Annotated in this window: 11 protein-coding genes; 7 read left to right on the top strand and 4 right to left on the bottom strand. The window is 64.9% G+C overall.

From position 1 onward, the window contains the following. Positions 1 to 307 precede the first annotated feature (307 nt). The 6 genes from JWN03_RS04975 to JWN03_RS04950 all read left to right on the top strand — a co-directional run bounded on the left by JWN03_RS04975 (position 308) and on the right by JWN03_RS04950 (position 6,572). Entirely contained in the window at positions 308 to 1,708 is a 1,401-nt protein-coding gene (locus tag JWN03_RS04975; RefSeq protein WP_297610365.1) for a glycoside hydrolase family 27 protein, read from the top strand. A 93-nt stretch (positions 1,709 to 1,801) separates the two neighbouring features. Continuing rightward, on the top strand, positions 1,802 to 2,572 hold the full coding sequence (locus JWN03_RS04970) for an SGNH/GDSL hydrolase family protein (RefSeq protein WP_297610362.1): 771 nt from the start codon (positions 1,802 to 1,804) through the stop codon (positions 2,570 to 2,572). 158 nt (positions 2,573 to 2,730) lie between these two features. Continuing rightward, entirely contained in the window at positions 2,731 to 4,182 is a 1,452-nt protein-coding gene (locus JWN03_RS04965; RefSeq protein ID WP_297610359.1) for a class I adenylate-forming enzyme family protein, read from the top strand. Next, the gene (locus JWN03_RS04960; protein WP_297610356.1) at positions 4,179 to 5,405 is read left to right on the top strand and encodes an acyltransferase; all 1,227 of its coding nucleotides are present in this window, start codon (positions 4,179 to 4,181) and stop codon (positions 5,403 to 5,405) included. Before JWN03_RS04965 ends, JWN03_RS04960 begins: the two co-directional genes overlap by 4 nt. Then, positions 5,387 to 6,181 carry a phosphosulfolactate synthase gene (locus JWN03_RS04955; protein ID WP_297610354.1) on the top strand — a complete coding sequence of 265 codons (795 nt, stop codon included), beginning with the start codon at positions 5,387 to 5,389 and terminating at the stop codon, positions 6,179 to 6,181. The genes JWN03_RS04960 and JWN03_RS04955 overlap by 19 nt, the downstream gene beginning before the upstream one ends. Then, positions 6,174 to 6,572 (top strand): VOC family protein, encoded by a 399-nt coding sequence (locus JWN03_RS04950; protein ID WP_297610351.1) that lies wholly within the window; start codon positions 6,174 to 6,176, stop codon positions 6,570 to 6,572. The genes JWN03_RS04955 and JWN03_RS04950 overlap by 8 nt, the downstream gene beginning before the upstream one ends. Before the next feature lie 179 nt (positions 6,573 to 6,751). Here the strand turns inward: JWN03_RS04950 and JWN03_RS04945 are convergent, their stop codons facing one another. Next, positions 6,752 to 7,621, bottom strand: a complete 870-nt coding sequence (locus JWN03_RS04945; RefSeq protein WP_297610349.1) for an HpcH/HpaI aldolase/citrate lyase family protein — start codon at positions 7,619 to 7,621, stop codon at positions 6,752 to 6,754. 55 nt (positions 7,622 to 7,676) lie between these two features. Here JWN03_RS04945 and JWN03_RS04940 point away from each other — a divergent pair, with 55 nt between their 5' ends. Continuing rightward, positions 7,677 to 8,834, top strand: coding sequence for an acyl-CoA dehydrogenase family protein (locus tag JWN03_RS04940; protein WP_297610346.1), 1,158 nt, complete (start codon positions 7,677 to 7,679; stop codon positions 8,832 to 8,834). Positions 8,835 to 8,919: 85 nt separating this feature from the next. On the opposite strand, the gene JWN03_RS04935 is transcribed toward JWN03_RS04940, so the two are convergent. Genes JWN03_RS04935 through JWN03_RS04925 form a run of 3 tightly spaced genes read right to left on the bottom strand, consistent with a single transcriptional unit; the run spans position 8,920 to position 12,289 of the window. Beyond that, positions 8,920 to 10,227 carry a phytoene desaturase family protein gene (locus tag JWN03_RS04935; protein ID WP_297610343.1) on the bottom strand — a complete coding sequence of 436 codons (1,308 nt, stop codon included), beginning with the start codon at positions 10,225 to 10,227 and terminating at the stop codon, positions 8,920 to 8,922. Positions 10,228 to 10,242: 15 nt separating this feature from the next. Continuing rightward, a complete protein-coding gene (locus JWN03_RS04930; RefSeq protein WP_297610341.1) occupies positions 10,243 to 11,106 on the bottom strand; it encodes an SDR family oxidoreductase in 864 nt (287 codons plus the stop codon). 22 nt (positions 11,107 to 11,128) lie between these two features. Beyond that, positions 11,129 to 12,289, bottom strand: a complete 1,161-nt coding sequence (locus JWN03_RS04925) for an acyl-CoA dehydrogenase family protein (RefSeq protein ID WP_297610337.1) — start codon at positions 12,287 to 12,289, stop codon at positions 11,129 to 11,131. Between the last annotated feature and the right edge of the window lie 51 nt (positions 12,290 to 12,340).

The raw sequence follows: 12,340 nt of genomic DNA, 5'->3' as shown, positions 1-12,340 counted from the left end.
CCTACGGCATCGACTCATATCCGACAGGGCACCGCGCATAACGGCGAGTTCGATCCCCCGGCCAAACAGCGCAGTCTCGGCTACCCACCCTTCGTCGGCCGCCTTCGCTACCGTGCTCCCCAACGGTCACTACGACGGAGCTCAACTCGATCGCCAGGGGTCGTGTGAAGACTTCGCAGACCGCCGATACGCGCCGCCTACTGATCGCCACCGCGCCTGACCAGCGCCGATGTTCGGTCGGCACGGGTGGCAGTACGCTACCTCCGCCGGGGACACCGGATCTGCACGACCGAAGGGAATATCGAGCGTGCGTATCCGGGACCGGGCTATCGCGTTGGTCGCGGCCGCGTGCATGGCGACTGCCCTCAGCGCGGATGCGGGTGTGATTCCGACGCCCGTGCGAGCCGCGCCCGCGGTGGCGTACCGGGCGGTGCCGCCGATGGGGTGGAATTCGTGGAATTCCGGAATCTCATTGTCCGACAGGAATATTCGGGCGACCATCGATGCGATGGTGGCGTCCGGGATGCGGGATGCGGGATATCGGTATGTGAATCTCGATGCGGGGTGGGCCGCGCCGACGCGAGATACCGAGGGGAATCTGCGAGCCGATCCGGGCCGGTTCCCGGGCGGGATCGCCGCGCTGGCGCAGTATGCGCATGACCGCGGCATGTACCTCGGGTTGTATTCCAGTCCGTACAACCAGGTCTGCGGGCAGACCACGCGGAATGCCTCACTGGGGCATGAGGTCGCTGATGCCCGCACCTTCGCGGCGTGGGGTGTGGACTTCCTGAAGTACGACTGGTGCCGCGATGATGCGGACCTCGGCGATCAGGTGCGCGCCTTCACCGCCATGCGTGATGCCCTGCGGGCGAGTGGGCGGCACATCATCTACAGCATCAATCCGCACAGCTCGGCGAATCCGGCGGCGGATGCCGGCTACGACTGGTCCGCGGTCGCCGATATGACCCGCAATAACGGCGATCTGATTCCGCTGTGGCAGAACACCTTCTTCACGGTTCAGACGTACGGCTACTCGACCAGCTCGTATCTCGGCATCATCGATCAACTGCACGCCGCTGCCCCGCTGGCCGTTCGCAGCCGGCCCGGCTACTGGAACGATCCGGACATGCTGGTGGTCGGTGTCCCGATCGCCCGATTCTTCGGCGTCCAGCTCAGTAATGTTCCCGACTTCGCCCTGCCGGACAAGCTCACCCCGGACCAGTCGCGGCAGCTCGCTTCGGGCGTGCCGCTCACGCCGGAAGCGATTGCACAGCTGGGTGATCTGCAAGAAGGCCTCACACCCGATGAGCAGCGCGCCCATTTTTCGCTGTGGGCAATGCTCGCCGCACCGCTGCTCGCAGGCAATGATGTCCGCACCATGAGCGAGCAAACGCGTGCGCTGCTGACCAACACCGAGGTCATCGCGATCGATCAAGACGCACTCGTCGCGCAGGCCACTCCGCTGCCGGGCGAGGATCGGGTCCTGACCAAACCACTGGCCGACGGCGCGCTCGCGGTAGCCCTGATCAACCGCGGCGGCATCACGACCACAGTCGAAACCACGCTTGCCGCACTGGGCCTGCAGTCCGGGCAGTGCTATCAGGTACGCGATCTGTGGGCGCACACCGGCGGCACCACCACCGACCGCGTAACAGGCCACGACATCCCCGCGCACGGCGTGGCTCTGCTGAAACTCACCCGCTGCTGATCGGTCGCGAAACAAATCCGGGCCAATCCGAATAATGCGTCAGCTTCTGGGTATTCCTTGACCCCGCTCGGCCCCGTCCCGCAGACTGTCGGCGTGCGTCGCACCCTGATGGGCTGGCTCGCTGCCGGTTTCGCTGTTCTGTCGGTTTCCGTAGTGTTGTCATCGGTGGTGGCCTACCACGAGGACGCGCGTTCGCGGCCCGCAGTCGTCGCCCTCGTGCACGGGGGCCCACGCGCGGTGAGCGCTGCGGCAGCGAATCTCCCGGTGCTCGCGGTGGTCGGCGCGTCGTTCTCCGCCGGTACCGGAGCCGCATCACCCACCCAGGCCTGGCCCCAGGTGCTCGCGACCTCGATCGGATGGCGAGCAGTGGTCAGTGCCGATTCCGGCGCCGGCTACCTCGTCGGCGGCGCGCATTCGCTCGGCCCGCTCAACCGCCTGCTGACGAAACTGGATCTACCGCATCTGAAGCCCGCGCTGGTGATCATCCAGTCCGGTCACAATGACGTCGGTCAGCCCTGCGCGCGCGTGCAGGCCGGTGTAGTGCAGCTGATCAAACGCATTCGCGCCGAATCACCCACCTCCGCAATCGCCGTGCTCACCGTTTTCCCGACCGGTGACCACCCCTCGAAAATCGTGTGGGACACCGACTCCGCCATCGTGTCCGCCGCGCGATCGGCGGATCCGGGCGTGTACGTCTTCGATCCACTGGTATCGAGTTGGCGCTTTCCACGGCTGCCGGACGAGTTACATCCGACTCCTGCGGGGCATCGCTGGATAGCCGACCAACTTGCGTCGGACCTGCGTGCCGATGGTCTTGTGCACGATCCCGCCCGGGTGCCCGCCGTCCGCAGGCCGACCGCCTAGCCCGAGTTGACGGCAGGTTCGCCGGACCGCACACAGCAGGTTCACAGAACCGGGAAACGGGTATCACAGGTTCGGCGACGACCATGTGAGGAATGGATGCGGTGACCAAGTGTCAGGATCCAGCCGAGGACCCTTCGCACGCAGACACACTCGTGACGATGATCGCCACGCGCGCCGAGCTTCATGCCTCGAGAGCGATTTTCGAGGATGCGCGCAGTGGCCGGACCGTCACCTACCGGCAATTACACACCGCGGTATCGGAGTGGACTCGACGCCTCGACGCCATGGGCGCGGGCCCCGGCGCGGTGGTGGTCGTCGACGTACCCGACCCGCTGACCTTCGCCGTGGTCTTCATAGCGGTGATCGCGTCCGGGCGCTGCGCCCTCCCGGTCGACCCGCGCGCCCCGATCGGAGAACTGCTGCGGGTACTGCTCGGCGTTCGCCCCGTCGTGGTCGTCGGCACCAGACCTGAACTGGCTGTGGTCTGCGATGCCCTGTTCATCTCCCCGACTGCTGAACCCGTTCGCTCCGGCCCGATATCGCTGGCGCGCCGGGGCTCGGTACTGCTGTCGACCTCCGGCTCGACCGGGGAACCGAAGGCCGTCCATCTCACCGAACACCAGTTGCTGCATGTCGCGGGCGCGGTGGTGCGGCACCATCGGCTCACCGACGACGACCGTGGCTACAACTGCCTGCCGCTGTTCCATATCAACGGCGAAGTTGTTGCACTGCTTGCGACTTTGACCGCGGGTGGCTGTCTGGTGCTGGACCAGCGGTTCCATGCCTCCGGGTTCTGGGAGCTGCTCGCGAACAAGCGGATCACCTGGCTCAATGCGGTGCCCGCCATCCTGTCGGTGCTCAGCGGCGATATCACCGGGAGCGAGAGTTCGTGTACCGATCTGCGTTTCATCCGTTCGGCGTCCGCGCCGCTGCCCAGCATTGTGCGCAAGCGGATCAGCGAAGCCACCGGCGTGCCGATCGTCGAGAGCTACGGGATGACCGAGGCGGCGAGTCAGATCACCGCCACGCCGTTGGACGGTCCCACGCCACTGGGTTCGTGCGGTCGCCCGGTGGGTGTTCAGCTCGAGATTCGGGGCCCGGACGGCGCGGTACTGCCTCCGGAACAGATCGGGCACGTGCATATTCGAGGCGCCGGGGTGATCAGCGGTTATCGCGGCGGTCGCGCGCACGAGCGCTTCGATGCGCAGGGCTGGATGGATACCGGCGATCTCGGGCGCATCGATGCCGCCGGATTCGTGTACCTGACCGGCCGCAGTGACGATGTGATCAATCGCGGCGGCGAACTGCTGTACCCGCGTGAGATCGAAGAGGTACTGCTCGCGGATCCGGGCGTGCGCGATGCGGTGGTGGTCGGCCGCAGCGATCCCGTTCTCGGTAGTGTACCAGTCGCTTTCGTGGTCTCGACCTTGCCCCAGCGCGACGGCGGCACAGCATTGGCCCGGCAGCTGCACGAACATTGCGCACGGCAGCTGACCAGTTTCAAGTGCCCTGCCGAGATCCGATTCGTCGACGACTTCCCGCGCGCGGCGACCGGCAAGGTGCGGCGCCATATGCTGCGCATCCAAGCCCACGATGCGGTCGGAACATGAGCACCGACGCGGCAATTCGGGTGCCCGAGGCAGGTCGCCGGCGGGCGCGTCCCTACCTGCATCAAATCGATCTGTTCCGAATCCTCACCTTCGCCTGTGTCATCGGGGTACACGTCGTCGGCCAGGCGAACGATCCGGGGAACGTCTCGGCCAACGGTGTGATGACACTGTTGCACTTCACCCGCTACGCCTTCTTCGCGCTGACCGGGTTCGTGCTGGTCTACCAATTCGCGAACGACTCGTTCCGCGCCAAGAACTTCTGGCCGCGGCGGTTCGCGCTGGTCGGCATTCCGTATGTGGCCTGGTCGGTGGTGTATTGGGCCTATTCCATTCATTTGGGCCAGAACTACGGCACGCCCGGCTGGCTGCTCAGCCGCCTCGGCCTCGACCTCCTGTTCGGCACCGCCTACTACCACCTCTACTTCCTGCTGGTCACGATGCAGGTGTACCTGCTGTTCCCGCTCCTGCTGAAGCTATTGCGGCGCACCGAAGGCCGGCACCGCTGGGTGCTGATGGTCAGTGCCGCACTGGAATTGCTCTGCCTGTGGTCGCTCACGTACCCGCCGTTCACCACCGGTTTTCCCGGGCAGCTCTGGCTGCACCTGTACGCCACTGTTGTTCCGTACCAGTTCTTCACCGTGCTCGGCGCCATCGCCGCGTGGCATATCGAGACTGTGCACGCCTTCCTGCGCAGGCATGCCCGGGTTATCGCGATAGCCGTGGTCCTGGCCGCCATTGCGGCCGAATGGGATTACCAGCGCCTGGTGCAGGGCGGTCTGCCGCCGTGGATGGCCTCCGGTGAGTTCATGCCGGAGCGAATCGTCTGGTTCATCGGGGTCACCGTGGGCCTCTATCTGCTCGGGACACAGTGGGCCGCACAGCGACAGGACCATGACCTGCTGGCCCGCGCCGTTCGCTACGGAGCGGATCGCTCGTTCGGCATCTTCCTGATCCATCCCCTGATCCTCGAGATTTTGATGCCCATCTTCGTATCCTTCGGATCGACGATCGGGCGATTCTGGGAGACCGTCCTGCTGTATTTCGCAGTCGTGGCGCTGTCGCTGGCCGGCACCGAGGTGCTGCGCCGCATCCCCGGAAGTCTGTGGCTCACCGGACGACCCATGCTCCGCACCGATCTGTCCGTGCTCGTTCCCCGACGATTCCGTATGCCGGCGCCCACCCGCGATTCCTCCAAGGAGGTCGTATGTTCGCCCACACCCTGACCTTGCCCGGCCGGGACGCCAAACCGCGCGAGCGCGGCCTCACGATGGTGATCGACCCGGGACTTCCGAACAGCTGTTTCCGCGACATCATGGCGAGCTACGGCGATCTGATCGACTATGTGAAATTCGGCTGGGGCACCTGCCTGGCCACCTCGGGCATTCTCGGAAAGACCCGCGCCGCCCGCGACAATGGGGTCGAATTCTATTTCGGTGGAACACTTTTCGAGAAGTTCCTGATCAACGACCGGGTCGACGAATGGTACAAGCTCTGTAGTGACGCGGGCGCCACCGTCGTAGAGATCTCCAACGGCACCATCCCGCTGTCCAATGAGGAGAAGGCCGGCTACATCCGGCAATTCGCCGACGAGTTCACGGTGCTCGCCGAAGTCGGCTTCAAGGATCCCATCCGCTCGGAGACCTTGTCGCCCGCGCGCTGGATCGAGTACATCCAGCAGGATCTCGACGCGGGTGCGCAATTCGTCATCGCCGAGGCCCGCGAGAGCGGCCGCAGCGGTATCTGCCGCCCCGACGGCGAACTGCGCTACGGGCTGATCGAAGAGATCGCCGAGTCCGCAATCGATGTGAACCGGTTGATGTTCGAGGCCCCGACCAAGGATTTGCAGATCTACCTGCTGCAGCGTTTCGGGCCGCAGGTCAATCTCGGCAATATCCACACCGGTGAGGTAATCGGGCTGGAAACCCTGCGACTGGGCCTGCGCGCCGACACCCTCACCGATTTCGATTCCGTCGTGGCGCAGGAGCAGACCCATGCGTGAGATGCGCGATGCATTCCACCTGGCCATCCCCGCACTCGATCTCGACGCCGCGGAGGATTTCTACGTCCGCGGCCTCGGCGCGAAACTGGCCCGCCGCTACCCCGACCGCATCACCCTCGATTTCTTCGGCGACCAGGTCGTCTGCCACCTCTCGGACAAGATCGAGCACGAACCCGACCTGTACCCCCGCCACTTCGGCGTGACCTTCCGCAGCAAGGAGGATTTCGACCGCCTGGTGCACCTGGCCGAAACCCGCAAACTCCCCTTCCACGCCCCGACATTCACCCGCTTCGCCGGCACCGCCGAAGAACACCGCAGCTTCGTCCTCCAGGACCCGTCCAACAACCTCCTGGAGTTCAAGCACTACCTCGACCCCCGCATGATGTATTGAGCAATCTTGTCGGGGCGGGATACTCGCGGCATGCGCTCTGATTTTGCGGACAGTACGCATGGGAGCAGTTCAAATCGAAATCAAGCCCGCGGACAATTCGCAGAGTTCGCCTCCGGAAGAGTCCGGCAGGCCCCTGTAGCGGTCCGGATCAGGCGGTGGAACGCGAGTAGCCCGGGCGGCTATGCCCGGCCGTAGTGTGCCCGGGCGAGTAGTCGGCGAGCCGAAACAGCCAATGCCTCGTCGATCATTCGACCGCCGACAGTGACCGCGCCGCGGTGCGATTCGTGCGCTGCGGTGAGGGCGTCGATGATGGCCTGCGCCTCATCGACTGCCGCGGCACTCGGCGTGAAAGCGGCTGTGACGGTGTCGATCTGGCGCGGATGGATAACCCATTTGCCGTCGAATCCGAGAGCAACCGAATGCTCGACGCCTGCAAGGAATTCGTCGTCGACAGCGACGCCGAGGTGTGGCCCGTCGATCGCGGCGAGACCTGCGGATCTGGCAGCGGTCAGCATTGCTTCCTGCGCATAGAGCCAGCGGGAGGCTCCGAGGTTTGCCGAGCGGCCGAGAGATGCGCCCAAATCCGCATATCCGAGTACCAGTGCGCCCGTTCTATTCGACGCCCTGGCGATCTCCCGCACATTCGCCAATCCCGTTGCGCTCTCGATCAATGCCAGCACGGTCAGCGGAGTCGTTCGATCGGATGCGGCCTCGGCCCCGGAGAGCAGGCGGTCGAGGAATTCGAGGTCGCCGGATTGCTCCACCTTCGGCAGCATGATCGCGTCCGGTCCACCCGGCATCGCGCAGGCCAGCACGTCCTGGTGACACCACGGAGTGCGGGCCGCATTGACCCGAACGACTGTCGGCTTCGCACCGGCGATGTCGGCGAGAGCGAGGCGGGCGGTGTCCTTATCCCCCGGTGCGACGGCATCCTCCAGATCGATCAGCACCGCGTCGGCATTCGTCGCCATCGCCTTCGCGATCAGTGCCGGCCGGGACGCGGGAACCGACACCAGGCAGCGGATCGCCTGCCAGTCGCTGCTTTGCATGGCACGGATTTTAATCTATATTAAAGTAAATAGTCCAGGTGCTGGAGGGACAACGGTGTCAAGCCTTTCCGATGACGAACAGATCGTTGTCAAGACCGTACGGGAATTCGTCGACCGGGAGGTCCGGCCGGTCGTCCACGATCTCGAGAAGAACAACACCTACCCCGAGGCGCTCATCGAGCAGATGAAACAGCTCGGCATCTATGGGTTGGCCGTACCGGAATCCTATGGTGGAGCGCCGGTTTCGATGCCCTGCTATGTCGGGGTCACCGAGGAGCTGGCACGCGGCTGGATGAGTCTGGCCGGCGCGATGGGCGGTCACACCGTCGTCGCGAAGCTGCTGCTCGCCTTTGGCACCGAAGAGCAGAAGCAGCGGTATCTCCCCAAGATGGCGACCGGCGAAATCCGGGCGACCATGGCGCTCACCGAACCCGGTGGCGGATCCGATCTGCAGGCCATGACGACGGTAGCCCGCCGCGAGGGCGAGGAGTACGTCATCTCCGGCGCCAAGACCTGGATCAGCAATGCCCGGCATTCGAAACTGATTGCGCTGCTGTGCAAGACGGATCCGAAGGCACAGCCGCGTCATCAGGGTGTCAGCATCCTGCTCGTCGAGCACGGTCCCGGTCTCACCGTCTCCCGGGATCTGCCGAAGCTCGGCTACAAGGGTGTCGAGAGCTGCGAACTGTCCTTCGACGACTACCGCACTCCGCTGGACTCGGTGCTGGGCGGCTCGGAGGGCCAGGGTTTCGCGCAGATGATGAAGGGCCTGGAAACCGGCCGCATCCAAGTCGCCTCGCGCGCACTGGGCGTCGCGCAGGCGGCCTTCGACGACGCCCTGCGCTACGCACAGGATCGGCAGTCCTTCGGCAAGCCCATCTGGAAGCACCAGTCGATCGGCAACTACCTCGCCAACATGGCGACAAAGCTCACGGCCGCAAGGCAATTGGTGCTGCACGCCGCCGATCGCTTCGAATCCGGCGCACGCTGCGATATGGAGGCGGGTATGGCCAAACTATTCGCCTCCGAGGTGGCCATGGAGATCGCCCTGGACGCGGTGCGCATCCACGGCGGCTACGGCTACTCCACCGAGTACGACGTAGAACGCTACTTCCGCGACGCACCACTGATGATCGTCGGCGAGGGCACAAACGAAATCCAGCGCAACGTGATCGTCAACCAACTCATCAGCCGCGGCGGTTTGTCGCGCTGAGCAAAATAGCCCCTGGTCCCATTTGGGCCAGGGGCTCTTTCACGTTCGGACCGTTCCGCCACGGTCTATGACCGCGGCGAGCAGATCACTTCACTGCCACCGGATAGGCGTCACGGATCTTGTCCACGACGATCTTCGCCGTCTCGGCGCAGGCGGTGGTGCCGCCATTGGCGTATTCCTTGACCGCGTCGCCGACATTCCAGAGGTTGGCGATCGGGGTGTCGTGCGGGAGATCGAAGCCGGCTACGGCGCGCTGCGGTGGCCAGGCGTCGCGGGTGACATTGATCGACAGGATGCGCGCCTCGTCGAAGCCTTCGATCTCATCGCGCAGATCCTGTAGGAGCAGTTGGGTTTCCGATTCCTCGTCGAAGTCGCCGACGGCGGGTTTCGGCACGGCGGTGCCCTGGTAGAGGTACCAGCCCTCGGGTGACATCTCGGGGCAGAGTTCGCTGAAGTTCGCGATGTAGCACAGTCGGCGGGTCTGGGCGAAGCTGAGCAGTCCGGGTGAATGCACCAGTTTGCGCTGGGAGGCGAAGTTGACCGAGATCATTCCGCAGGGCTTGTTCCCCGTCTCCACGGTCTCGATGTAGTCGGCGGGCAGATTGGCCCTCCCGACGAGGTCGAGGGTGGCGAAGGGGCCGATATCGCTGACCGTGAATCGGTTGGAGACCTCCACGGTCTCACCGGCCCGCTGAATGACAGCTCCGCTGATCACGCCGTCGGTGAAGGTCAGCGATGTGACCTCACTGTCGAGCCAGATTGCGCCGCCGTTGCTTTCGATGACCTCGGCCAGCGACTTCCACACCCCGATGGTGCCGTCGGGGCTGAAACCGAATTTCTTGAACGCGCTCTTGCGGGTGAAGTACGTCAGGAACACCCGCGCGGGCAGCTCCTCGGAGCCGACCGCGAATACCGAGCCGCACATATTGCGGAAGATGCCGTGCACCGACTCGTTCTTGGTGTACTTGGCAACCCATTCGGCAGTGGACAATTCGGCTTCGGGCAGACCGCTGTCATTGCGCGCGGCGCCGAGGCCCTTGACCAGCTTCGCGCCCTGGCGTGTCAGTTTGGACAGCAGGAAGCCCCAGCCGCCACCGGTGACGTCGACATCCTTGCCGCCGATGCGGTAGAGAATCGGCGGTTCCGGGCGGCGGATGTCGAATTTGGCGCCGACCTCGTCGAAGGTCTCCTCGGTGATGCCGTCCAGCTCGATCACGATGGCGCCGTTATTGACCTTGAAGCCGTCGATCTCGTCGGTGGAGGCGCGGCCGCCGACCTTATCCAGTCGCTCGACGACCAGCGTCTTGTAGCCCAGGTGCGTCAGCCGGGCGGCGGCGAACAATCCGCCCGCGCCCGCGCCGATAACCAGTGCGTCCCAGTTGTTTTCGGTCATGAGAGGTCCTCCGGCTCAGCCGAGCGGGTTGATGCCGAGCTCCGCGCCCGACATATCGGTGATCTCGCCCCACTGCGCGGCGACATCGTCGATGCTCGGGGGCGTGGTGAAGACCGCGCCCTTGTTCTGGAACTGTGCGACCCGCTGCACGCGGCCGCCACCGGCGACGACAACCGTTGCGGTGTCGGAGCATTCGTCGCTCATCAGGTAGCCGACAACTCCGGCGACGTACGCGGGCGGCAGTTTGTCGAGCATCTCCTTGGGCGCGATGTCCTCGGTCATGCGGGTAGCCGCCAGCGGCGCAACGGCATTCGCGAGGATATTGTTTCGGGCGCCCTCGATCGCGAGGGTGTTGATCAGGCCCACCAGCCCCAGCTTCGCGGCGCCGTAGTTGGCCTGACCGAAATTGCCGAACAGGCCGCTGGTCGAGGTGGCCATTACGACGCGGCCGTGATTCTGCTCGCGGAAGTACGGCCACGCGGCGCGGGTGACGAAGTAGGCGCCCCAAAGGTGCACGCGCTGCACCGATTCCCAGTTCTCGGTGGTCATCTTGGCGAACGAACCATCACGCAGGATGCCGGCGTTGTTGACCACGCCGTGCACGGTCCCGAAGGCATCGACCGCCGTTTTGATCAGCGCGGCCGCCCCCTCGTCGGTCGCGATGCTGTCGTAGTTCGCGACGGCGGTCCCACCCGCGGCACGAATCTCCTCGACGACGGTATCGGCCATCGAATGGCCCGCACCCGAGCCGTCGCGAGCGCCGCCCAGGTCGTTCACCACCACCAGCGCACCCTCCCGCGCCAGCAATAGGGCGTACTCGCGGCCGAGTCCGCCACCCGCTCCCGTGACGACGATGACACGATCGGTTACTCCGGGCATTGTTCTTGTCTCCCTTGCTGAATCAGTAGGACGCGGGCAGTTTCAAGCTGGTCTGCGCGACAAAATTGAGGACCATTTCCCGGCTCACCGGCGCGGTCTTCAGCAGGCGCGCGGAGAACCAGAGTTCGGCCAGGCCGTACTCCTTGGACAGGCCATTGCCGCCGTGGGTCTGGATCGATTGATCGAGCGCCTGCAATGAGGCGTCCGCGGCGGCGAACTTGGCGATATTGGCAGCTTCGGCGGCAGGCTGTCCGGCATCGAACAACTCAGCCGCACGGTAGGTCGCCAGCCGGGCGAGCTCGACGGCGATGTGCGCCTCGGCCAGCGGATGCGAAATGCCCTGGTGCGCACCGATAGGCGTATTCCACACCTGGCGATCGCGGGCATACGCGACGGCCTTGGTGATCGCGAAGCGGCCGATGCCATTGCTGATGCCCGCTGCCAGAATGCGTTCCGGGTTCAGCCCGGCGAAGACCTGTCGTAAACCGTTGCCCGCCACGCCGATCAGCGCCTCCGGACCTACGCGGACCTCGTCCAGGAATACGGTGAACTGCCCGTCCGGCGAGACCACCGCGGTCGGCAGCGGCTGCAGCGTCAAGCCGGGAGAATCGGTGGGCACCACGAACATCGACAGCGGCGAGCGGGAGTTACCGACGAATTCCTGATCGCGCGCGATGATGAGGACCGCGTCCGCCTCGTCGATCGCCGAGATGAAGTATTTGCCACCCGAGATCAGCCAGCCTTCGCCGTCGCGCCGGGCGGTGGTACTGACATTGTGGCTGTTGGATCCGGCATCCGGTTCGGTGAGCCCGAAGGCCATCTTCTTGGTGCCGTCGGCGATACCGGGCAGCCAGTGGGACTTCATCTCCGCCGAGCCGTGTGCGGCGAGAATCGAACCGCAGATCGCGGGGGAGATGACCGTCAGCAGCAGCGGAATACCATGAGCGGCAAGCTCTTCGATGACGATCAGCAGCTCCGACATCCCCGCGCCGCCGCCACCGTATTCCTCGGGCAGATGCATGCCGAGTAGTCCGGCCTGACCGAGGTCGGCCCACAGCTCGTCGACCTTGCCCTGCGCGCGCGATCGCTCCAGGAAGTACTCCTGCCCGTACTTGGTCGCAATCTTGCCCGCGCTCTCGCGCAGTAGTTTGTGCTCGTCGGAATCGACGACGAATGCGGACACGGTGTGCTCACTTTCCGGTGAAGGTCGGCTGCCGTTTGGCGAGGAAGCTGT

Source organism: Nocardia sp. (assembly GCF_025465275.1).
In the GTDB taxonomy this organism is placed as follows: Bacteria; Actinomycetota; Actinomycetes; order Mycobacteriales; family Mycobacteriaceae; genus Nocardia.
This window is presented reverse-complemented; position numbering and strand designations above follow the sequence as displayed.